At 49.1% G+C, this 23123-nt stretch carries 15 protein-coding genes; 11 read left to right on the top strand and 4 right to left on the bottom strand.

The annotated features are described in order from the left end of the window. Window positions 1-54 precede the first annotated feature (54 nt). The 3 genes from purH to SFV55_RS08015 all read left to right on the top strand — a co-directional run bounded on the left by purH (window position 55) and on the right by SFV55_RS08015 (window position 3733). On the top strand, window positions 55-1581 hold the full coding sequence (purH, locus tag SFV55_RS08025) for a bifunctional phosphoribosylaminoimidazolecarboxamide formyltransferase/IMP cyclohydrolase (protein ID WP_320028968.1): 1527 nt from the start codon (window positions 55-57) through the stop codon (window positions 1579-1581). A gap of 66 nt (window positions 1582-1647) precedes the next feature. Further along, on the top strand, window positions 1648-2376 hold the full coding sequence (locus SFV55_RS08020) for a type III pantothenate kinase (protein WP_320028967.1): 729 nt from the start codon (window positions 1648-1650) through the stop codon (window positions 2374-2376). After that, window positions 2366-3733: a hypothetical protein gene (locus tag SFV55_RS08015; RefSeq protein ID WP_320028966.1), complete on the top strand. Its 1368-nt coding sequence runs from the start codon at window positions 2366-2368 to the stop codon at window positions 3731-3733. The genes SFV55_RS08020 and SFV55_RS08015 overlap by 11 nt, the downstream gene beginning before the upstream one ends. An 89-nt stretch (window positions 3734-3822) precedes the next feature. On the opposite strand, the gene SFV55_RS08010 is transcribed toward SFV55_RS08015, so the two are convergent. From SFV55_RS08010 to SFV55_RS08000, 3 genes are all read right to left on the bottom strand, one after another. Next, a complete protein-coding gene (locus SFV55_RS08010; RefSeq protein WP_320028965.1) occupies window positions 3823-4641 on the bottom strand; it encodes an ATP-binding cassette domain-containing protein in 819 nt (272 codons plus the stop codon). A 12-nt stretch (window positions 4642-4653) separates the two neighbouring features. Beyond that, the gene (locus tag SFV55_RS08005) at window positions 4654-5451 is read right to left on the bottom strand and encodes a nitrate ABC transporter permease (RefSeq protein ID WP_320028964.1); all 798 of its coding nucleotides are present in this window, start codon (window positions 5449-5451) and stop codon (window positions 4654-4656) included. A 107-nt stretch (window positions 5452-5558) separates the two neighbouring features. After that, window positions 5559-7346 carry an OmpA family protein gene (locus SFV55_RS08000; RefSeq protein WP_320028963.1) on the bottom strand — a complete coding sequence of 596 codons (1788 nt, stop codon included), beginning with the start codon at window positions 7344-7346 and terminating at the stop codon, window positions 5559-5561. Window positions 7347-7714: 368 nt separating this feature from the next. Between SFV55_RS08000 and SFV55_RS07995 the strand changes: the two genes are divergently transcribed. The 4 genes from SFV55_RS07995 to SFV55_RS07980 all read left to right on the top strand — a co-directional run bounded on the left by SFV55_RS07995 (window position 7715) and on the right by SFV55_RS07980 (window position 17612). Beyond that, window positions 7715-10525, top strand: coding sequence for a SusC/RagA family TonB-linked outer membrane protein (locus SFV55_RS07995; RefSeq protein WP_320028962.1), 2811 nt, complete (start codon window positions 7715-7717; stop codon window positions 10523-10525). A gap of 47 nt (window positions 10526-10572) precedes the next feature. Next, on the top strand, window positions 10573-13836 hold the full coding sequence (locus tag SFV55_RS07990; RefSeq protein ID WP_320028961.1) for a VCBS repeat-containing protein: 3264 nt from the start codon (window positions 10573-10575) through the stop codon (window positions 13834-13836). Window positions 13837-14009: 173 nt separating this feature from the next. Further along, the gene (locus tag SFV55_RS07985) at window positions 14010-15014 is read left to right on the top strand and encodes a WD40/YVTN/BNR-like repeat-containing protein (protein ID WP_320028960.1); all 1005 of its coding nucleotides are present in this window, start codon (window positions 14010-14012) and stop codon (window positions 15012-15014) included. Window positions 15015-15191: 177 nt separating this feature from the next. Then, entirely contained in the window at window positions 15192-17612 is a 2421-nt protein-coding gene (locus tag SFV55_RS07980) for a TonB-dependent receptor domain-containing protein (protein WP_320028959.1), read from the top strand. Between the two features lie 5 nt (window positions 17613-17617). Here SFV55_RS07980 and SFV55_RS07975 read toward each other — a convergent pair whose 3' ends face one another. After that, on the bottom strand, window positions 17618-18265 hold the full coding sequence (locus SFV55_RS07975; RefSeq protein WP_320028958.1) for a hypothetical protein: 648 nt from the start codon (window positions 18263-18265) through the stop codon (window positions 17618-17620). A gap of 156 nt (window positions 18266-18421) precedes the next feature. On the opposite strand from SFV55_RS07975, the gene SFV55_RS07970 reads away from it, so the two are divergent. The 4 genes from SFV55_RS07970 to SFV55_RS07955 form a co-directional block, all read left to right on the top strand. Then, window positions 18422-18961 carry a sigma-70 family RNA polymerase sigma factor gene (locus tag SFV55_RS07970; RefSeq protein ID WP_320028957.1) on the top strand — a complete coding sequence of 180 codons (540 nt, stop codon included), beginning with the start codon at window positions 18422-18424 and terminating at the stop codon, window positions 18959-18961. After that, on the top strand, window positions 18942-19214 hold the full coding sequence (locus SFV55_RS07965; RefSeq protein WP_320028956.1) for a hypothetical protein: 273 nt from the start codon (window positions 18942-18944) through the stop codon (window positions 19212-19214). Before SFV55_RS07970 ends, SFV55_RS07965 begins: the two co-directional genes overlap by 20 nt. Before the next feature lie 114 nt (window positions 19215-19328). Beyond that, window positions 19329-19997: a ClpP family protease gene (locus SFV55_RS07960; protein WP_320028955.1), complete on the top strand. Its 669-nt coding sequence runs from the start codon at window positions 19329-19331 to the stop codon at window positions 19995-19997. Window positions 19998-20335: 338 nt separating this feature from the next. Continuing rightward, window positions 20336-23123, top strand: a 2788-nt coding sequence (locus SFV55_RS07955; protein ID WP_320028954.1) for a PVC-type heme-binding CxxCH protein, incomplete at its 3' end; no start/stop codon positions are given.

The following is a 23123-nucleotide window of genomic DNA, read 5'->3' as shown; positions in this document are numbered from 1 at the left end:
AAAACTATTTACCTTTGCGCATCTTTTTTCAAACTGTATCTACCAAACCAAACAATGGCACATAAGAAAATTCAGTCGGCCCTTATTTCTGTGTACTATAAGGATGGACTAGAACCGATTATTCGCGAATTGCACCAGCATGGCGTAACCCTTTATTCTACTGGCGGAACCCAACAGTTCATTGAAGAATTGGGGATTCCCGTCATTCCCGTAGAAGATTTGACCTTCTATCCTTCCATTCTGGATGGGCGGGTGAAAACCCTGCATCCCAAAATTTTTGGCGGCATTCTGGCCCGGCGGGAAGAAAAACACCAGGCTCAGTTGGCGCAATACGAGATCCCCGAAATTGATCTGGTAATTGTTGACCTCTATCCTTTTGAGGAAACGGTAGCCAGCACCAGCGATGAAAAAACCATCATCGAAAAAATAGACATCGGGGGCATTTCACTGATCCGGGCAGCTGCTAAAAATTACCAGGATGTAGCCATTGTCGCTTCACGCAATGATTATCCCTTTTTCTTGGAATTGATCCAAAGTAAACAAGGTTCTACTGCTCTTGAAGACCGCAAGGAACTGGCTCGCCGGGGCTTTTTGGTATCCAGCCATTACGATACTGCTATTTTTAATTATTTCAACCGGGGGGTACAAGAACCTTTGTTCAAACATAGCCTGATTCAACACGAAACACTGCGCTACGGAGAGAATCCTCACCAAAAAGCAGTATTCCATGGTGATCTGGAGCAACTGTTTGAAAAACTGGGCGGCAAGGCGATTTCCTTCAACAATATGGTCGACATCGACGCGGCTGTCGCTTTGATGCGGGAGTTTTTAAACGATGATCCCACTTTTGCGATCCTCAAACACACCAACGCTTGTGGTGTGGCTACCCGTCCTACGGTGTTGGAAGCCTGGCAGGCTGCCCTTCAGGCGGACAACGTATCGGCCTTCGGCGGGATTTTGATTTCAAATACCAAGATTGACTTGGCCACGGCTCAGGCTGTGGATGAAATATTTTATGAGGTGTTGTTGGCACCCGATTTTGATCCTGCTGCAGCGGAGTTGTTGGTGAAAAAGAAAAATCGCATTCTGTTAAAGATCAAACACTTTGACGTACAAGCGCGCAACTTTCGCAGCTTGCTCAATGGAGTGATCGAGCAAGACACCGACCTCGCTATTGAGGCCGAGAGCGATTTTAAAGTGGTGTCCAAAAAAGCCCCTACGAACGCAGAGATCAAAGACATGATTTTTGCCAACAAGTGTGTCAAACACCTCAAATCAAATGCAATTGCCCTGGCCAAAAATGCCCAATTGATTGGCATGGGCTGCGGTCAAACCTCAAGGGTAGATTCCATGCGCCACGCCATTGAAAAAGCCAATCGTTTTGGCTTGGACATCAATGGTGCAGTGATGGCTTCAGATGCGTTTTTCCCATTTTCCGACAGCGTACAACTGGCCCATGAAGCCGGGGTGACTGCGGTTGTGCAACCAGGTGGCTCAATCCGCGACCAGGATAGCGTGGATTATGCTGATGCGCATGGGTTGGCCATGGTGATGACCGGGGTGCGGCATTTTAAACATTAATTCGTGCGGGCTACCCTATGTGGTTGCCCCAATCATAAGGCGACCACATAGTGTTGCCCCTATGAGATGATGAATTTAACGATCGACATTGGCAATTCCCGTACCAAACTTGCCCTCTTTGAAGGGGATGTCCTGGTATTGCGCCAAATCTGGATAGATTGGTCGATCGAGGATTTATTACAGCTGCTAACCAACCATAAGGTGCAGAATACGATCTTATGTTCGGTAGGTCGGCAATTTACGCCAGCAGAATTAAAGCGCTTGGAAAGCCAATGTCGCCTTGTAGAACTGGATGCAGACACCCCACTACCCATCCGCAATGCGTACAAAACTCCACAAACGTTGGGAAAAGATCGCCTTGCCGCAGTAGTGGGAGCTTTTGCCATTTTTCCAGGGGAAAATTGCCTGGTGGTGGATGCGGGTAGTTGCATTACTTACGAATTTTTGAGCGCGGATGGTGTTTACCTGGGAGGGAATATTGCTCCAGGCATAAAGATGCGGCTGCGGGCTATGCATGAATTTACTGCAAGGCTCCCAGAAGTAGAGCTGAATGAAATTCAGGAATGGATTGGAGCATCTACCTCCAGTGCCATGAACAATGGCGCCTTATTGGGCACCGCCCTGGAAATTGAAGGCTACAGCAAAAAATGGGCAACAGCAGAAAGTCACAGCAAAACTATTCTTACAGGAGGAGATGCTGCACTCTTGCTGCAAACCCTGAGCATCAGCGCAATACATGAACCCGATTTAGTATTCATTGGATTGAACAAAATATTGAAACATAATGTCGAGTAGTTGGACGATAAAAACGGCGCTTAGTGCAGCCGTAATGGTACTGTGGATGCCCTGGGTGGCCTCGGCACAAACGACCACCGCGCAAATTTTACCCAAACAAAATTCGCCCTATTCTCGTTTTGGCCTGGGTGATCTGTTTTCGTCAGCCCTGGTATCACAAACCGGGATGGCGGGCATGGGAATTGCCGTGCGTGATGCTTCGCATACCAATTGGTTGAATCCAGCTGCATTGAGTGCACTGGAGGTCGCCGCCTTTGAATTGGGTGTTTCAGCCAAATATTCTGCCTTGTCTGATGGCGATCAAAAGGATGCTGCCTTTAGTGGCAATTTGCGCCAGCTCTCCCTGGCCTTCCCTTTGAACAACTCGATCAACCGAGCCCAAGAACGCAAAAAACACAATTTTAACTGGGGCATGGGATTTCACCTGAGTCCTTACTCTGAAGTTGGGTATAACATCCAAAATGTAGAAATCCGGGGGGAAAGCCTTGATCGGATTACAACTGACCTCAAGGGCTCAGGCGGAACCTATAAATTGGGATTCGGCAATGGAGTTCGTATTGGGAACTTATCCCTTGGTGCAGAATTGCAGGCTCTTTTTGGAAAAGTTGCGAACAGCCGAGGGGTATACCTGGATAGTGTGGCCTTGGCCTATTCTACTGATTTGCAGGACGACATCAGTTACCGCAGTACAATTTTTAAATTGGGCGCACAGTACGTCATCAAACTGGATAAACCCGATGAACGTGGGATTCAGGAGATTGGCGATCGTTCATTAATCCTTGGCTTCACTTACACCCCCAATAGCGACCTCAAATCGGTGAGTAGCCGTTTGTACCGTCGTTTGTCTCCAAACGCTTCGGTATCTGATACCATAACTTACGAAGCGGATATTGAGCGAGGTGGAACTTTGCCCAGTGAAATGGGTTTTGGTTTGACCTATGAATCTTTGGGCAAATTGCGCATCAGTGCCGAATACCTGCAAACGCGCTGGAGTGAGTATCAGAATGAAGCAAAAATAGAATCCCTTTCCGACACGCGCCGGATGTCTTTTGGGCTTGAATTCATCCCGGATGTGCAATCGTACAACAACAACTGGAGTCGTTCAAGATACCGTTTGGGTGTTTTTCACGCCCAGGATGCCCGCAGCAACAACGGACAACAGTTGACCAATTTTGGATTAACGCTTGGCGTTGGTATTCCCATCATTTTGCCTCGCCAAACCCTTTCTTTTGTCAACCTGGCCCTCGAAGGGGGGCGTTTTGGCGCTGTTGATGGCTTGAAAGAAACTTATGTGCAATTCCACTTTGGCTTCACGTTGAACGACAGTAGCTGGTTCTTTAAGCGGAAGTTCAATTAACGAAGAAGGGTTTGAAGCTCCAATCCAATCGGTCGCTGAGCGAAGCCGAAGTGCCGATTGGATTGGAGCTTCAAACTCTTCTTCGTCAATCAAAGCGTCTTAAACAAGCCCCGAACCTCATCTACCAATTCGTGGAAATCCCGCCGTCCCATCACATTTTCTTGCCAGGCCAGACCACGTTCAATCAAATTATAGGTGTATTTGATGCGAGAACCGGGAATAAGATCTCCTTTGTCGTCACGGTCCCTACCCATTACCCACAGCGTATCTGCGATAGAAGCAGTTGATTCAATGTCGTGCGATACTACAATGATCGTGTTGTGTTCGTGTAATGCCGCAATGCTGCGCAGCAATTCGCACACTTTTTCAATCATAATGATGTCCAAACCACTAAAAGGCTCATCAAGCAGAAGGAAGTGATCCGAACAGAGCAATTGCTGTGCAATCGCTACCCTTTGGCGTTGTCCACCGGAAAGTTCTGCCGGGAATTTATTGGCGTGGCCCTGTAAACCAAAATGGGCCAGCATTTCTTCACACTTGATTTTTTGCTCATTGGCAGGCAGGCCTTTGCGTGCAGCCGCAACCATCAAGTTGCCCATCACCGTGCGGTGGCTAAAAAGGGGATAACTTTGTTGGACTACCCCTACCCTACCCACTTTTACTGGAGTGAGCGGGTCGCCCAATAACACCTGGCCGCTATCTGGTTTGATTAGGCCTGCAAGGATTTCAAAAAATTTGGTTTTGCCGATTCCCGAAGGTCCCAAAAAACCCACAATTTGCCCCTGGCTCATCCCTGGACGTACCACATCGCGGATATCGACGTTGACATCGCGCAAAATCTGGTTTCCTCCGAGGTTGAGCGAAACATTTTCAACCTTAAGAATGGTATTTTTAAACTCGTGTGTCATAGTTTAGCGGGCTTATCTTCTTTCCAAACTCAAAGAAGCATAGGGACAAATGATGTTTTTGATGACGCCAATAAGGTAATCCATGCCAATTCCCACCAGGAGAATCAAAATCTGTATGGCAAAAACGGCGTCCAGATGCAAGTGTTTATTCTGATTGAGCAACATGGCGCCAATGCCTCCTTCAGCACGGGAAATGCCCTCCACCATGGTCAGCATCATCCAACTGATCGCAAAGTTTTGGCGAATGATTTCAAAGACCTCGTGCAATCGCCCAAGAATGATGACTTCCCATACCGTTTGCCACTCACTCATGCCCAGAGTCCGAGCATGGTTGAACTCCGTTTTGGGAATGGCCTGAATCATGGCGATCGCTGAAGTGACAAAAAATACGGTAATGCCAAACACCATCAAAGATACCTTGAGGTTATGGCCACCAGAGGTAAGTAGGGTAAAAACGAAGCTCAAGCCGACCAGGGTCAAAAAACGCCCTTTGGAAACGATAAAAGCTGTAGGCCGAAAAAAGGGCAGAACCGTCAGATAGGACAAGGCCAGAGAAATCAATATAGCCAAGCCCATGGCCTGCAAACAAAGCCCCATACTGGTGAACAATTCCCGGATCAAATCCCCGCCTTTCAACAAGCGATTGAAGGCCCCAAAAATTTCTGGCGGTCGGGGCAAAATTTCAGAAGAAGAATACCAGGCGGCCAAAGCGATGATGACTTGCACCACAATGATCAGGGTCATGGTCATCTTGCTGACGCTGGTATTGGGTTTGAAGGCCCGAATGAGGTCTTGGAGGTAGTTGGACATGGTTGGTATATTCGTAAAGGCGACCCTTGCGGTCGCCCCTGTTGAATTTACGGCACCCTTGCGGTTGCTCGATGAACAGGGCGACCACAAGGGTCGCCCCTACGATTTTATTTACCCATAATGATTTCCACGCGGCGGTTTTTGGCCCGACCAGCTGGCGTATCATTGGATACAATTGGATTGCTGGCACCATGTGAAAACACACTTACCCGTCCTTCGGGGAAGTTATTCGCAGATTTGTTTTCCAACCAGGTTTTGATCGCAAAAGCGCGACGTTCCGACAGTTTCAGGTTAGCGGCAGGATCACCAATGTTGTCGGTGTGGCCGTGTACTTCCACTTTCAGGTTGCTTGCGATAACCAGGTCATTGAACAATTGCTCCATCACTACCTTTGCTGCCGGAGTAAACTCAGCGCTACCTGAAGCAAATTCGATGGCCCAGGATTTTTTACTCACCGTTTCCCGGATGTTGTCATCCGCATTGAACTCTGCTTCGTCGGCGCTGGCGATGTCGCTACCCGCACGAGCGAGTACACTCTTCAGAAAGCGGGTGTTGATCACTTCTTCCGCACCAGGATAAGAAGGCACCAAATCAGGATACAACTTTTTCACAATGTCCCCGAAAGTGGTGTATACAATTTTGATGATGTTGGTACTGCCCGGGTTAACCCCAAAAATTTCAGCGTTGTCAGCCAGGTTATTGACCCGGGAACCACCCAATTCCACTGGCAAACCTTTGCGGTCGGTTTCAGTTACCCCTTTGTAGTATTTTTCCCAATACTCAGCGGTTTCTTCGTTGTAGATTTCAGCGCTGATTGCCGCCGCTTTTTTAAGAGCCGGGGAGAAAGATTTTACCTGGTCACCACCAGCAGCAATACCTTCGATCAGGTTTTCCACCAGACGGGGATTGTCTTCCATCCATTTTTTGATGCCAATCAACACACAAGGCATCTGGCTGCGGTATTCCTTGGTCGAAACGATGGAAATCAAGCCACCTTTCTTTTTGGCTACCATTACGTCACCAGGGGTCCAGGTAGTCACGCCGGTTACCCCGACGGTCACTTTTTTGCCCGTACGTTGGCCCTTTTTGACCTCGTCTCGCTCTTCAGTATACCCATTGATGTACTTTTCAGAAGCATCGATGTAGGTATCGGCAGCGATAAAGTTCATGGCCTCCGGGTCGTAGGTGGTTTCATCCGCATTGACCGGGATACCGTTGTCGGAGCACCATTTGATCACGATGTTCCAGTCACCATCCCGCAGAACGGCGGTGGTTACCCCACCTCGAGCTGCTTGTGGATTTTCTTTCCAGGAAGGAGGCCCCATAAATTTGTCTTCGCCCAAAGAACGACCACAAGTGAAGATGATTTGAGCGCGGTAATCATCACCCAACTTTTCAAGTTGTGGGTTCACACCAGCCAAAAAGGCCGCCGCACCGTCGCCCATAATGGTAACGAAGTGTGCGCCTTCCCGGGTTTCGGGGTTACTTTTGTAACTCTCTGCGAATTTGACCAAAGCAGCCTGCATTTGAGACACATCATCCTGACGGGTCATTTTCAGGTTGACTTTTTTAGAGGCCATGATGCTCCCTTTGGTAGTTTCTGCACCACCATTGGCCAGAATAGCGCCCATTTGCGCGTTCCAGGCCCAGTGTAGCCAGCGGATTTCCGGGCTATTCACATTGGCTGGTGTTGAACTGGGGAGTTCAAGTGGTTGCACGCTGGTAGAAGCGTTTTTGGGGGCATCAGGTAAGTCTACTTTTTCGATCACGGTTGACTCCTTTGTCGTACGTTGACCCAGGACGCCCATATTACCCAAAATTTTTACACCAGCAAAAATTACGCCCCCGATGACCAGGAGCACGGCAAGTTTGCCTAAAGTGGTTAATCGTGCCATAATGAGATAAGGGTTTTCCGAATTTGGTGCAGGAGGAAATAGTCCACCCGCTTTTCATACGGTTTTTTGTGTTTCAGGGTTACTGTTTTGTTCCTTTTAGTTTTGTTGCAGCTTCCCTTGATGTCAACAAATATAATCAAAATTCGGAAGGGAAAACAAAGATAGTCGTTGAGAATACACGGAAAAACGATGGGCTGAAGCAAAAGATCGTTGGAACTGCCTTTTTCAAACAAACTCTTCAAGGCTAAAATACCAATTTAACAGGCGATTAAACAAAATCCTTTCTGAAACATTTAAAATACCTAACTTGGTCGTATAGTAGTAGCTTGGTTGTCAGTCCCATTTTTCTCATCAGAACGCTTACACTCATGCAAAAACTAAAAATCAGCCTCTGTTTTTTGTTGGCCTGCTGTTGGGCATCAAGTGGATTTTCCAAAACTACCATCTTAAATGATACCACTAAAAACAGCAGCGATAGTCTAATTTTTAGTACAAAGAGAATCAATATTCAAGGTCCACTGGATAAAATTGACTTCAATCAATTCAACCCAGGCAACCGCTACAATCCCTACCAACTCATTCAGGGCAAAATCCCGGGTGTAGTCATTTCCCGCCCCGGGGGCGACCCCAATGCAGCTTTCCAAATACAAATTCGAGGCCTTCATGCTGGCATTTACCGTGGATTTTCCTACTTCCCAACCGCCAATGGTTACAATCAGCAGTTCAACCATACCGACCCATTGATTGTGGTGGATGACTTCCCCGGAGTAGCGCTCAATACAATCGACCCACAGGAAATTGACAACATCACCGTGGTCAAAGATGCTGCTTCACTGGCAGCCTATGGCATGCGTGGCGCCAATGGGGTAATCCTGATTAGCAGTAAAAAAGGAGCAAGGGACAAAGGCCTTCAATACCATACCTATCTGGCCATGGATCGTGCTAGCAGACCTGATCTTGGCATCGACGCGGCGACCTACCGCAGTTTGATTGGCAACAACGGTACTTTTCAAGGCGTCAATCAGGATTTGGGTGCCAACAACAACTGGTATGAACTAATCTCTCGAACCGGTTTTAGCCAATCCCACAACTTGGCCTACAACGGTACTGCCCTGGGTGCCGATTATCGCTTCGCCGTCAATTTCCGCGAAGTGAACGGCATTGCCCAAAAATCCAGTCTTGACCAGATCAATACTTCCTTTAATTTCCAACGGCCACTGCAAAAGGGCAAGGGAAAACTGGAAGGTATATTTTCCGTTAATACCCGCAACAACAACCAGGTCAACCCGGATATTTTTCGCAATGCTGCTTTGATGAACCCCACTGCCCCAATTTTTGACAGCAATAGCCCTGCTGGCACCTATTACCAACCCCAGGTATTTGCCCTGTTCAACCCTGTGGGGATTTTGAATTTGCAAAATTTTGAAGATACCCATCAAACCATTACCTCCGGGTTAAACCTTGAACTGGCCCTGTTGAAAGGCATCAAGGGCAAGGTGCAGGGCACTTTTCAACACAATGAAGATGGCTATGGAACCGTAATTGCCAATCAGGGAATTTTTGGAACACAATCCGCCGTGAGTTGGGAAGAGCGCAAATTGAGCCATTGGTTCATGGATGCTCAATTGCAAGGCGATTGGACCTGGGGTACACATCGTGTCCAAACCCAATTGGGATACACCCACCAACGCTGGGATGGTAGAGGAACCCTGCGTCAAGATTCAACATTGGGTCAAACCCTGCCCACTTATCGCTACCTCATTGATTTTGCAGGCCGCACGGATGAAATTTTTGAAGACCCCTACCGAGAAAGTGACGATTTACCTGCGGTTTATTGGAATGGGCAATACAGTTTGAATGAGCGCTGGTTTGCCAGTGCCAGTCTCCGCCGGGAAGGTTTTACTCGTTTGGGTGCTGAAAAATGGATGATGTACCCTGCCTTCAAACTAGGTGGCTACCTCATTGCGCCCAATGCAAAACAACAGTACTTGAAATTGCAATTGGGCTACGGCCTGACCGGGAATATTCCACCCAAGACCTACGCTACTGAATTGATCGTATTGCCGGGAGGAGTGCCCGTTTACAGCAATGGTGTATTTAAGCCAGGCATTTATTATCCCTTTGTACCCAATCCTGATTTGCGCGCTGAACTGCGCAAAGAGCTCAATGTCGGGCTGGACTTTGCCTTGCTCAACAATCGCTTACAAGGTCAGATCCAGGTCTACCAAAGTCGTTCTACTGAACTGCTTTGGCAATACGCTACCAATGAACCCCAGGGGTTCTCCAATGTCTATTTCAAAAACCTCATGGCCTTACAAAATCAGGGCCTTGAGGTGCAGTTGAATTTCTCAGCGGTACAAACCAATAACCTGAGCTGGCAAAGTAATCTGAGCGTGGCCCATAATCGCACTACGCTGGACTCACCTTTTCCACAAACTTCTGTCCAGGGTAATCCCAATCAGCAATTGGTAAGTAGCCCGGGTAGCCCCGGCTTTTGTTGTGCTGGTTTGCAATTGCTTGAAACAGGAAAACCAATTGGGCAATTTTATACCTACCGCAGTGATGGCATTGATGCTCAAGGGCAATGGAAAACAATAGACATAAACGGCGATGGCCAAATCAATGAATCGACCGATCGACAAATCACCGGCATTGCTCAACCCGATCTGACTTTGGGCTGGGACAACACCCTAATATGGAAACAGTTTACCCTCAATGTATTTTGGCGGGGTGCCATTGGGCATGAGCTACTCAATGCTTTTAATCTTTTTTACGCCAATCCAAAACATTTACAAGATTTTCGGAACTACAGCATTCCCGAGGTTGCCTTGAGTTCAAGGTTTGCCAAATTGAGAAGCAACACCACCCCTATTTCTGATTATTTTGTAGAAAATGCCACCTTCATGCGCATGGAAAACCTGAGCATTGCTTATGATTTTCCAACAAAATCACAAAAAAAACTCAACCTAAAGCTGTATTTGAGTGCTCAAAACCTATTGACCATCAGTTCATTCACAGGCAATGACCCAGAAATTCGTTTGAGCAATGTTGGAACGCCCCTATCACCAGGCATTGTCAATCCAAACTACTGGGGTGTAAACCGTGATTTGAGTGGACTGGACCGCGGTCGTTACCCCATCACCCAAACTTTAGTATTTGGCGCTGTCCTAAAATTATAACCAGCGACTAAACCTTATATCTTTGTAGTTCAAAAGGATTGACCATTATGCTGTTTGTGCAACCAAAAGGCCATTTATTGCTGTACCTGTGCCTCTTCTGTGTAGTTTTTTCGTGTCAAAAATCGACTAATCATACACTTTTTAAAACTGTTCCTGCCGCTCAGTCGGGCATTGATTTTGACAATACCTTGCACGAAACCGAAGATTTCAATATTATCGAATACCTCTACTACTACAACGGTGGTGGAGTAGCCACGGGTGACCTCAACGGCGATCAACTGCCCGATTTGTTTTTTACTGCCAATCAGGGCGAAAATAAATTGTACTTCAACCGTGGTGGACTACAATTTAAAAACTTTTCAAAAGCAGCAGGTATCCAGCAAAATGGAGGCTGGTCAACGGGAGTGACTATGGCCGACGTCAATGGCGACGGAGCTCTGGATATTTATGTATGCCAGGTGGGCGAATACAAAACCCTGCGTGGCCGCAACCAATTGTACATCAACAACGGCAAAGGGCAATTCAGCGAACAAGCCGCCCAATACGGCCTCGACTTTGTCGGCTTTTCCACCCAAGCCGCTTTTTTTGACTACGACCGCGACGGTGATCTGGACTGTTACCTGCTCAATCATTCCATCCACGACGCCGAAAACTACAACCGCGCCACCATCCGCACCAAGCGCGACGAACGATCCGGCGATCGTTTGTACCGCAACAATGGCGATCGTTTTGAAGACGTCAGCGCCAGCGCTGGCATTTATGGCAGTAAAATTGGTTTTGGTTTGGGCATCGCCATCGGTGACCTCAACAACGATGGTTGGCCCGACATCTACGTGTCCAATGATTTTCATGAAAACGACTACCTCTATTTCAACCAGGGCGATGGCACTTTTCAAGAAGCAATGGCCCAATCCATAGGCCATACCAGCACCTTTTCGATGGGCAATGACCTGGCCGACATCAACAACGATGGCTGGATGGACCTGGTCACGATGGACATGAAAGCCAACGACGAGCGCATCAATAAAAGCTCCGTAGGCGCCGATCCTTACAATATTTTCCAGGCCAAGCTCAACTACGGCTATCATTTCCAATACCCCCGCAACATGTTACAGCTCAATCGTGGCCTAGTTCCGGGGCAACAACATCCGGGGTTTTCAGAAATCGGCCAATTGGCGGGCATCAATGCCAGTGATTGGAGTTGGGCACCCTTACTCGCCGATTTTGACAACGATGGTTGGAAAGACCTCTTCATTGGCAACGGCATTTGGCGGCGGCCCAACGATTTGGATTACCTCAAGTTTAGCTCGAACAGCAGCGTTCAACAATCGGCACCTGACCTGGCCCTGGTTGAAAAAATGCCTTTTGGCAAAGTGGCCAATTTCGCCTACCGCAATCTGGGCGACCTGCAATTTGACGATGTTTCCGTTGCCTGGGGGCTCAATTTTACGGGCTGTTCCAATGGCGCCGCGTATGCCGACCTCGATCAGGATGGCGATCTGGACTTGGTGCTGAACAACCTGAATGAAACCGCTAGCCTTTATGAAAATACGGTGCAAAGTAAACCTGACCAACATTGGTTGAGCATCCGTTTACAAATGCCGGGTAAAAACCCCTTTGGCTTTGGTACCCGCGTCCGCATTGTCGCGGATGGCAAAGAACAAACCCAGGAATTGTACAGTACCCGGGGCTTTCAATCTGCTGTGGAGCCAGTCCTGCATTTTGGACTGGGGAAAGCCAGCAAAGTGGAAATGCTGGAATTCCAGTGGCCAAATGGTAAAGTGCAACAGCTGCGCAATGTCAAAGCTGATCAACAATTAAAAGTCGCCTATCAGCAGGCAAAAGATGCCGCTATTCCTACTGTTCAAGCCAGCTTCTTGCAGGAAATTGCCACCCAAGCGGGCCTGAACTACCTGCACTCCGAAAATGAACACATCGATTTCGACCACGAACAACTCATGCCCCATATGCTCTCTACACAAGGCCCAGCGATGGCCGTAGGGGATGTGGATGGCAATGGTTTGGAAGATGTATTGTTGGCTGGTCGTGGCGTGTTTTTGTACAAACAGCTCAGTGCCGGAAAATTTTCGGGGCAAAACTTGTCCGTTGATTCTACCCAGGAAATGGTGGACGCAGCGTTTTTTGACGCCGATCAGGATGGAGATTTAGATGTATACCTCGTCACTGGCGGGCATCAGCATTCCGGGAAAAATGCGGCTCTATTGGACGTCTTGCTGTTCAATGATGGCCAAGGCAAATTTTCACAGGACGTTTTTGCACTCCCCTTGGATTATAGCGATGGTTCTTGTGTAGTACCTTTTGATTTTAACGGCGATGGAGCCCTGGATTTATTTGTCGGCAGCCGCTCTATTTTCCCTTCGTATGGGATGGTGCCAGCAAGCCAGTTGTACCAAAACGATGGCAAAGGCCACTTCAAAGACGTAACCGCCCAAGTAGCGCCGGAACTGCAAAAAATCGGCATGGTGAGTGATGCCTGCATCGTAGAACAAGCCGATGGACTTCAATTGGTCGTAGTTGGAGAATGGATGCCCGTTTGTGTTTTTTCCATTCAAAAAAGTCAATTCAAACTCAATCAAATCCCCAATTCCGAAGGTTGGTGGAATACAGTAATGGCAGTGGATTATGATTTGGATGGAAAAAAAGATTTGCTACTAGGCAATTTGGGCTTAAACGCCGAATTAAAAGCCTCGCCCGAGTTACCTGTGGAATTGTACGTGAAAGATTTTGATCAAAACTACCAAACCGACCCCATTCTCACCTATTACAAACAAGGGCGCAGGTATACCTACGTCAGTAAGGACGAACTGACCAGCCAATTGAACATCCTGAAAAAACAGTTTTTGGAATACCGCCCCTTTGCGGAATGTGGCTTTGAACAGGTCTTTACCGCTGAAATGTTGAAGGGATCGACCCACCACCGCGCGGTCAATTTTGCTTCCTCCTGGGGCAAATACCAGGGCAAAGGGCAATACGTTCTGGCTCCCCTTCCCGTAGAAGCCCAATTGGCGCCGATATTTAATTTCACCCAAATGGATGTTGATGGGGATGGTAAAAACGAAATCTTGAGCATAGGCAACTGGTACGGCATCCGACCTGGCCTGGGGCGTTACGATGCGGACTATGGTTGTGTGCTCACCCGCAAAGGGAAATCCTGGACGGCCATGAACCCGGCCCAAAGTGGTTTCTGGGTAAATGGACAAGGCCGAAAATTGGCTACACTCAAAGATGGGACGGTTTTGATTGCGCGGAATAACCTGGGGGTAATGGCCTGGAAAAAAACGAACAAGTAAATTTACCCTAAGGTGTTCCTTAAGTGCCCTAGGTTTCTTAGGTGGTGAAAAAAAACCACTTCTCTATCTGCAATTTCCTTTTTACCCCGAAAAGGGTGAATTTTATCCTAAATTATTGTCCTAATATTGCTGCCGACCGCCACCGATTCGAGCAGCATTCAATTGCTTTAACCATGTATGTCAAAACCAAACATTATCTCCTGCTGCTCGGCTGTATCCTGTCCATCTTCAGTTCCGCGCAAAGTGTGCAAGTGCTCAGTGCAGGCACCAAAAGTTCTTTCCGAGGCTTAAGTGTAGTCGACGACCAAACACTCTGGGTCAGTGGTAGCTCCGGAACCGTAGGCCGCTCCATTGATGGAGGCAAAAGTTGGCAATGGCTGAGTGTCAAAGGATACGAAAAAACCGACTTCCGCGACATCGAAGCTTTTGATGCCCAAACCGTCATCATCATGGGCATTGCATCACCCGCCTACATCCTCAAAACCACCGACGCAGGCCTAAGCTGGACCAAAGTTTACGAAAATCGCGACTCTTCCATGTTCCTTGACGCCATGGATTTTGTTGACGCTCAGCACGGCATCGTCATCGGCGACCCACTCCAGGGCCGGGTGTTCATGGCCCAAACTGCCGATGGCGGTAATAGCTGGCAGGAAATCCCAATGAATGAACGACCAGTAGTAGCCACGGGAGAAGCCTTTTTTGCCAGCAGCGGCACCAATGTCCGCTTGTACAGTCCGGGACAATATGCGCTTGCTAGCGGAGGAAAACAGGCCAACCTGTTTTTGTCGAGCAAAAAGATAAATCTCCCTTTGATCCAGGGAAAAGAAACCAAGGGTTCCAACTCCATCGCGCTCAAAGGCAAAAAGACGCTCATGGTAGTCGGCGGAGATTTTATGACCAAGGATTCGACAACACTCAATTGCTTCATTTCCACCAATGGGGGTAAAACATTTACCGCGCCCAAAAATGGCCCGCATGGCTACCGCAGCTGTGTGGAGTATTTGGGGCAAAAAAACTGGATTGCTTGCGGCTTAAATGGTGTAGATTTCACGACAGATGAAGGCAAAAACTGGTCCTGGATCAGCAAGGAAAGTTTCCACGTTTGCCGCAAAGCCAAGAATGGAAGTGCGGTTTATTTTGCTGGCGGCGGTGGCCGGATCGGTAAGTTGGTCAATTGATACCCATGGGCTAGGCACATCGTTTTCCTTAGGTGATTCTTTAGTGCCTTAGGTTTCTTAGGTGGTGAAAAGCAGTGAGCGGCAATTTTTTTCACCATCTAAGAAACTTAAGGCACCAAAGGTAACACCTAAGCTACTAGTACTTTTAATCTTTTACACTCACGAAAATCGAAACACATGCGCGGGTACGGAATTGCCGTTTTGTTGAGTCTTTTAGTAGCCACTGCTTGGGCGCAAGTAACCACTGATCTGCCCTTTGAGCTGAAGGTTCAGGACGAAAAACAGGCTCCTTTGATCGGAGCTACCGTAGAATTGCTCAGCAGCAACTCCCCTACCCCTCTGCAAATGGCAGTGAGTGACGAGCGCGGCCTGATCAATTTTACATTGAAAGCCAACACAAGCTACAGCCTCAAAATCCGTTACGTTGGTTATGCCGAACTCATTACCGAGCTCAAACCCGAAACTGTGGCCACCCAAAAACTTAGCCTCAGCCTGCAACCCGATAGCAAAACCCTCGAAGGCGTCACCGTATCCGGCCGCAAAGCCCTCATCCAAAGATTGCAAGGCAAAACCATAGTCAATGTAGATGCCTCAGTGACCAACGCCGGAACCACCGTGCTCGAAGTGCTGGAAAAATCCCCCGGGGTGATGGTCGATCGCAACGGCGGCATCAGTCTGATGGGCAAAACCGGGGTGCTGGTGTTGATCGACGATAAACCCACTTACCTGGGTGGGGCGGAATTGGCCAACCTTTTGAGTGGCATGAGTTCTACCCAGGTCGATCAAATCGAACTGATCACCAACCCCTCCGCCAAATACGACGCCAGTGGCAACGCGGGCATCATCAACATCAAGACCAAAAAGAACAAACAAAAGGGTTTCAACGGCAACCTGACCACTTCCTACGGCCAGGGCTATTACCCCAAAAGCAACAACAGCCTGGCCTTCAACTACCGCAACGGGCGCTTCAACAGCTACCTGACCTACAGCAGCAATTACAATCGGAACTACATGCGTTTGTATGCCCTGCGGGAGTACTTCAACCAAAATGATCAATTGGAATCCCGCCTGGATCAGCCTACGCTGCTGGTCACTCAAAGTTTCAACAACACCCTCAAAACAGGCTTCGACTATTACCTTTCGGACAAAACAACCCTGGGCCTGGGTCTGACCGGCATTACCAACCGCCGCAAAGGCAGTGGCAACGCCCGGGTAGCCTGGGAAACCCCGCTCGGGCAAATCGATTCCAGCATCTCCACCAAAAGCAGCAGTTCAGGTTGGTTCAAATCGGGTGGATTCAACATATACGGAAAACACAATTTTAGCAAAACCCAGCAGCTATCCGTCGATTTTGACTGGCTCAAGTACGACATCGACAACAGCCAGCTGTTCCTCAATTCCTTGCTGGTCGCTGGTGGCTACAATGAAGGCGCCCGGGGGTACTTGCCCTCCTTGCTGGAAATTGCCTCCTTAAAAGTGGATTACAGCTGGCAAATCAACGACAATGGCAAATGGGAAGCGGGTTATAAAAACTCCAACATCGACACCGACAATACCGCCGATTACGAGATTGGAAATGGATCGAACTGGTACCAGGATTATGGCAAAACCAACCGCTTTTTGTACCAGGAAAATATCCATGCCCTGTACAGCAGTTACGAGCAAAAGTTGGATCGTTTGTCCTTCCAGGTCGGTTTGCGTTACGAACGTACCAATTACGACGCGCACCAGCTGGGCAATGTGGAGCGCCCGGATTCGGCCTTTTCGCGCAAATACGCCGGATTTTTTCCCTCTGGTTACCTGTCTTATCAACTGGATTCCTCCAATGTGTTGACCCTCACCGCAGGCCGCCGCCTGGATCGGCCCGCTTTCCAACACCTCAACCCCTTTGTCAATATCCTCAACAAGTACACCTATGAACGGGGTAATCCTTTTTTCCAGCCCCAATACACCTGGAACCTGGAGTTGAGTCACCAGTACAAGGACTTCCTCACCACGGCGGTATCGTATGGCATCATCCGCAATTATTTCTCCCAGCTCTTCTTGTCGGAAGGGGAAGACATCCTGATTTATACGCGGGGCAATGTGGGCAAAATGTACAACCTGGGCCTGTCTGTCGCCGCCAATTTTTCACCCGCTAAATGGTGGTCTTTCAATGGCCAGGTGATTTTTAATCAGAAAACTTTCAACGGTTTTCAGGGCAACGATTATCGTTCGTCCGTCGCCCAGGTTAACTTTAGTGTCAACAACCAGTTTCAATTGGGCAAGGTGTACAGTGGCGAAATTTCGGGTAGTTACACCACCCGCTCACGCAATGACATCCAGGAACTCGTTTACGATTCCGGGCAGTTGTCTTTTGGCATAGCCCGACCAGTACTGAAAAAACAGGGCACACTCAAACTCAGCGTCAGGGATCTTTTGCATACCCGCATCATGGAAGGTTTGACCGATTTCCCGGATGCGGAGGAGTATTTTATCATACACTGGGATACGCGGGTGGTGAATCTGGCTTTTTCGTATCGTTTTGGAAAGCCACTGAAATCGGCGCGGCGGAATGGTGGTGCGGCGAGTGATGAGATGGAGCGGGTGGGGAATTGAGATTTTTACTTTTCTTTCGCCCCCTTCGCAAACGGCTCATAATTTGAAATCATCACATCGTCGAACCGTGCTTCAATAAAGCCTTTCGGAGCAGTTGCTGCATTGAGCAAGCCCACTTCAAAGCAACGGATGGCATCTGATTTGAGGTCGGGCAGAGCTGGCCCTTCGCCCCATTTGGAATAGTCAAGTTCGGCCAGATTGAATTTCACAAATACCCACTTTTCAGAGCAAATAGGAGTTCTGCTATTTGCACCCCACTTGCCTTTGTGGCCACGGGTCAGCAGCAAGGGTTGTACCAGCAAGGTATCGCCTTTACCCGTATTGCACCAAAACGACAACCAGATTTTGTCTCCAAATTCAGCGCGCATTTGGTCCATGACAGGATTGGCCAGAGAGTCAATTTTCAAATCGGTAAACCAAACATTTTGGCGATTGCCAGTGATCGAATCCCAGCGCACTTTCAGGCAAACCCTGGAAGATTTGTCGTATTGGTGCTTTTTCTTATCATCCAAGGAGAAATGAACCTGGTTATTGGCTTTCCACCAGGTACTGACGTTTGGACGGTCTTCATAGTGCAGTTTGATTTCCAGTTTTTGCGCTTGAACCATACCAACAACCAGGATTGCGCCAGCAAACAATAACATCTTTTTCATATTGTGACATTTAATGATCCAATCGAATTAATGAATATTTCAAACTACAAACAAGCGCAGAATTGCACAAATGAAGAAGATTTTTTTGCAGAAAATTACTTGCACCCGGTGATATTTCCCCCCTAACTTGCACTTACTTATAAACACGCAACGATCATGGTAGCAGCACCAGCAAAAATAAAGACCGATTCTTCCATCGAAACCCTGTACGAAGTGGCCTTCCCCAGCGTCGCCCGTTTCGTCCAAAAAATGGGTGGCAACCTCGAAGACGCCAAAGACATCTTTCACGATGCTCTAATTATTTTCCAGGAGCGACAAACCCAGCCCGGTTTCCAACTCCAACAAAGCACCACTGCTTATTTACTGGGTGTAGCCAAACACTTGTGGTTGCGCAAACACCACCGTCAACGCAGACTAGTGCCCCTGACTGATGCTGAAAAAGAAATCAGCATCCCCGAGGATTTTTTCCCCAACCTACACACCCAGCGCCTGCTTCAGTTTTTGGAAAAAGCAGGCCAAAAATGCCTCGACTTACTCCGCGCTTTTTACTACCAAAAAACACCGGTCAAACAACTGGCTCAAACCCTCGGCTACGCCAACGAACACTCCGTAAGCGTCCAGAAATACAAGTGCCTCGAAAAAGTGCGCCACAGCATTCAGCAAAAATCCCTGCGTTATGAAGACTTCCATGAGTGAAACCATCCTGATCGAACGCTACCTCTGGGGAGAGCTGTTGCCCTTGGAAAAACAAAGCTTCAAGGCGCGTTTGTTAAAAAGCCCGCGCCTGCGGCTCAGGGTGTATTTTCAAAAAAAGGTGCACTTGTTGGTCAAATTGTACCACCGCAAAAAGCTGAAAGCAGAACTGGAAGTGCTGCACAAGGAATTGTTCAGTAACCCCGAGAAAAGCCAGTTTCGGGAAAACATTCACCACATTTTTGATAAAGGTTGAGATGGTTTAGGGAGGTTTAGAGCTACCGCTGCGACTTAGACAAGGTCTTCGTCAAAAACGCTGCGGCAGCTCTAAACCCTCTAAACCTTCCTCAACCTTCTCAACTCCAAACCTATGGTTCGAGCAAGCCTTGTCCCCATGGTCATTGACAATGACGGTGGCGGAGAGCGAGCGTATGACATTTACAGTCTGCTGCTCAAGGAACGTATTGTCTTTTTAGCGGGCGAAATCAACGATACGATGGCCAATATCGTGGTCGCACAGTTGCTGTACCTCAGCAGCCGCGACCCCAAACAACAGATCAACCTGTACATCCAAAGTCCGGGCGGGGTCGTGTACTCGGGTATGGCCATTTATGATACCATCCGCATGATTGGCACACCTGTGTCTACGGTTGCAGTGGGTTTTACGGGGAGTATGGCCACCTTTTTGCTCAGTGCAGGCACGCCGGGTAAACGGTACGCCCTGGCCCATGCCACCATCCACAATCACCCTACCAGTGGCGGCTCACGCGGCTATACCGAAGATGTGCGCATTGCCACCCGTGAACAGGATCGCATCCAGGCGCAGATTTTCCACCTGATGGGCAAACACTGCGGGCGGAGTGGCAAAGAGGTCGAGGAATTTTTCCTCCGCGACAAGTACCTGAATGCCCAGGAAGCCAAGGATTTTGGCATTGTGGATGAGATTTTGGGGGATGTGGGAGATTTAGTGGTGCTGAATCCCGGTATGCCGGAGGTGAATTTGTTGTCGGCTTTGGCGCTTAGGGTTGGAGACAGTTGACAACTCACATTACGCAGCCTACCTTCTCTTTTGCAAAGGCAACGATTTTTTTGATTTGGCTGCGCCAAATATTTTGTAACCGCGACGACGCGACGGCGCGACGATCCATTTGGCTGCGCCAAATGTGTGACGTAAAACGACGTGAAGGTGTGCGAAGCACACATAACGTCGCGTCGTCGCGTCGTCGCGGTTACAAAAACAAGCAGCGAAGCTGCGTACTGCGTAATGTAACTTAAAATCGCATTAAGCAGACTAAACAAACGGGCTTGGCTTTGTTTGACCTTTTTTATATCTTCATTGCAACAAAATATTGCTTTGGATTCAATCAAGCCCACGCCATGCAACACTGCACCTATACCGCAAGTCCATTTTTTTCTTACTACCACATTGCCCTGCTTTTCCTGGTCCTGAGTGCATTCGCCTGCCAGCAAAAAACCAGCACACCCGAAGGTTTCCAAATCGAGCCCGGCTTTAAACTCGAACGAGTTGCCGCCGAACCCTTGATCAAAGACCCCGTTGACTTGGAATTCAATGAACGCGGCGAGGCCATGGTGCTCGAAATGCCCGGGTACCCCTTTGAAGACCGCCAAAGCCGCCTGCTCGTACTTCAGGATAAAAACAAAGACGGCACCTACGATGACTCCAGCGTTTTTGCCGAAGGCCTACAACTCGCGAATTCTTTTTTGCCCTATAAAAAAGGCGTGCTCGTGGCCGCCCCACCCTATCTCCTCTTCTTGCACGACGAGGACCAAAACAACCTAGCCGATAAAGTAGATACCCTCATGGGCGGCTTCTCCACGGGTAACTTACAACACAACTACAACGGCCTCACCTACGGCCTGGACAACTGGATTTACGCAGCCAATGGTGGCAACGACGGCAAACCTTACTGGTGGGGCGATACCAGCAGCGTCATGGATTTGCGCGGCCAGGATTTCCGTTTCAACCTCGAAAGCCGCAAACTCGAACGCCTGGGTGAATCCTCTGGCGGCTTTGGTTTGGCTATGGACGAGTATGGTCGTTTGTACGAAACCCACAACCTGACGCATATCTCCACCTTGGTTTTTCCGGCTCGTTATTTCAAAGGCAAAGAGCATTTGGAAAAAAGTACCCTTGAAAATGCCTCCAATCACGAAGAAAATGGCCTGGCCCGCATCTACCCCATCGGCGAACAGGAATCGCGGGTAAACCACCCGGAGCAATCGGGGTATTTCTCGGGCTCTTGTGGCATCACTTATTACGGCGGCGGTGCTTTTGGGGAGGAATATGACCACAGCGTTTGGGTGGCCGATGTGGTGCTCAATCTGGTTCATGTGGATAAAATTCAAGCCAAAGGAGCTTCATTTGAAGCGGTACGCCAACTCGAAAAACGCGACTTGCTGGCCAGCACCGACCGTGCCTTCCGCCCCGTCAACATGAACGTCGGCCCCGATGGCAACATGTACCTCGTAGACATGTACCGCAAAGTGATCGAGCACCCGGAATGGATTCCCGATGACATTGAAAAAACCCTCGACCTGGAAGCGGGCAAGGATCAAGGCCGGATTTATCGGATCAGCAAAGGTACGGCCAGAGCCTATGATGTAGCCCAATTTAAAACGGAAACCGGGCTGCTTCAGGCGCTAACACACGCCAATCAGTGGGTGCGCAAAACGGCCCACCGCTTGTTGATGGAGCAAAAATTGGGACAAACTAGCTTGCACGGTTTAAAAGGTTTGCTCAAAGACAAAAATCCTTTGGCCAAGGTACACGCATTGCACATCCTGGCCGCTCAAGGTGAATTAAGCGACAAGGAACTGGCCACGGCATTGGGTGATCAGGAAGCGCCTATCCGCGAAACTGCACTGCCATTGGCCGAGAGCAAATTGGGCAATGATCCAAAACTGCTCCAAACCTGCATCCAACTCCTGAATGACTCGGATCAACGGGTGCGCATGCAAGCTGCCCTGAGCCTGAGTACGCTGGATGAAAGCAGTGCAGCCTACCAAAAGCAACGCGCCGCCATTCTCAACGGGCTGAACGCCGCTGCGCAAAAGAGTATGGATACCTGGAACACTTGTGCCATTGCCCTGGCCGCGCAAGGATCGGCGGGGGATTTGTTTGCGAGTCTGCTCCAATCCAATCAGCCAACAAACAGCGACTTATTGGCAGTGTTGGCACAAAGTGCTGGCCAATCCTCTCAGGGCTTGCAAAGTATTTTGCAACAACTGGCTGCGCCAAAAACAAGCAATGCGACTCGACAAACCATCCTGCAACAACTCAGCCAGGAAGTTCCCAAACTCAGTGGAACGGCCACCCTCGAACCCGCCCTCAAAGCCCTGGAACAATCCCGAGACCTCGGTCTGATTTCCGCCTCAGCAGCCTTGCGGCAAAGGTTGAACTTACCACCTTCACCCGAGTTTTTGAGTCTCAGTCGCAGCGCTTTGCAAAAGGTAAACGACAGCAGTCTTCCCGATTCCACCCGGGTGCAGCAACTCGTCCTGCTGGCTTTATTGCCCTACGCCCCCAAAGCCAAAGTGCTATTTGCCTGCCTGCCCAACAGCCAGCCCATCCAGCTACAGGAAGAGGCCCTGCGCCAATTGGCCAACTACTCGGAACCCGAAATTGGCCGACGCCTCGTCCAACTATGGGCAGAACTGGGCCCACACATCCGCAAGTACGCAGGCGACCTGCTGCTGGATCGCGAAATCCACCACGACGCCCTACTCACCGGACTGGAAAAAGGCCAGATCAACATCGGCGAAATGAACTTCGACCTCGAACGCCGCCGCACCCTGCTCTGGTGGACCAACAACGCAAACACCAAACGCCGCGCCGAAAAACTCTTCAGCGACGCCGCCGTAGTGACCCGACAAGCGGCCATCGATAAAATGAAGCCCGCCCTGACACTCAAAGGCACTGCGGCAAAGGGGAAAATGGTCTTTGCCACCCATTGCGCCACCTGCCACCGCTACGGCAATACGGGCGTGGAAGTTGGCCCGGTACTGACCGAAATATCCCGCAAAAGTAAAGCCACCCTCCTGCACGACATCCTCGACCCCAACGCCGCCGCTGATCCCAAATACATCAGCCACCGCCTCGAAACCAAAGATGGCCTCAGTCATTTGGGCATCGTAGCTGCCGAAA

Source organism: Haliscomenobacter sp., from assembly GCF_033763495.1.
Classification (GTDB): Bacteria; Bacteroidota; Bacteroidia; order Chitinophagales; family Saprospiraceae; genus Haliscomenobacter.
This window is presented reverse-complemented; position numbering and strand designations above follow the sequence as displayed.

What these genes read in the sequence shown, in the direction of transcription:
- purH (WP_320028968.1), top strand. Translation starts at nt 55, where the DNA reads ATGGCACATAAGAAAATTCAGTCGGCCCTTATTTCTGTGTACTATAAG.
- SFV55_RS08020 (WP_320028967.1), top strand. Translation starts at nt 1,648, where the DNA reads ATGATGAATTTAACGATCGACATTGGCAATTCCCGTACCAAACTTGCC.
- SFV55_RS08015 (WP_320028966.1), top strand. Translation starts at nt 2,366, where the DNA reads ATGTCGAGTAGTTGGACGATAAAAACGGCGCTTAGTGCAGCCGTAATG.
- SFV55_RS08010 (WP_320028965.1), bottom strand. Translation starts at nt 4,641, where the DNA reads ATGACACACGAGTTTAAAAATACCATTCTTAAGGTTGAAAATGTTTCG.
- SFV55_RS08005 (WP_320028964.1), bottom strand. Translation starts at nt 5,451, where the DNA reads ATGTCCAACTACCTCCAAGACCTCATTCGGGCCTTCAAACCCAATACC.
- SFV55_RS08000 (WP_320028963.1), bottom strand. Translation starts at nt 7,346, where the DNA reads ATGGCACGATTAACCACTTTAGGCAAACTTGCCGTGCTCCTGGTCATC.
- SFV55_RS07995 (WP_320028962.1), top strand. Translation starts at nt 7,715, where the DNA reads ATGCAAAAACTAAAAATCAGCCTCTGTTTTTTGTTGGCCTGCTGTTGG.
- SFV55_RS07990 (WP_320028961.1), top strand. Translation starts at nt 10,573, where the DNA reads ATGCTGTTTGTGCAACCAAAAGGCCATTTATTGCTGTACCTGTGCCTC.
- SFV55_RS07985 (WP_320028960.1), top strand. Translation starts at nt 14,010, where the DNA reads ATGTATGTCAAAACCAAACATTATCTCCTGCTGCTCGGCTGTATCCTG.
- SFV55_RS07980 (WP_320028959.1), top strand. Translation starts at nt 15,192, where the DNA reads ATGCGCGGGTACGGAATTGCCGTTTTGTTGAGTCTTTTAGTAGCCACT.
- SFV55_RS07975 (WP_320028958.1), bottom strand. Translation starts at nt 18,265, where the DNA reads ATGAAAAAGATGTTATTGTTTGCTGGCGCAATCCTGGTTGTTGGTATG.
- SFV55_RS07970 (WP_320028957.1), top strand. Translation starts at nt 18,422, where the DNA reads ATGGTAGCAGCACCAGCAAAAATAAAGACCGATTCTTCCATCGAAACC.
- SFV55_RS07965 (WP_320028956.1), top strand. Translation starts at nt 18,942, where the DNA reads ATGAAGACTTCCATGAGTGAAACCATCCTGATCGAACGCTACCTCTGG.
- SFV55_RS07960 (WP_320028955.1), top strand. Translation starts at nt 19,329, where the DNA reads ATGGTTCGAGCAAGCCTTGTCCCCATGGTCATTGACAATGACGGTGGC.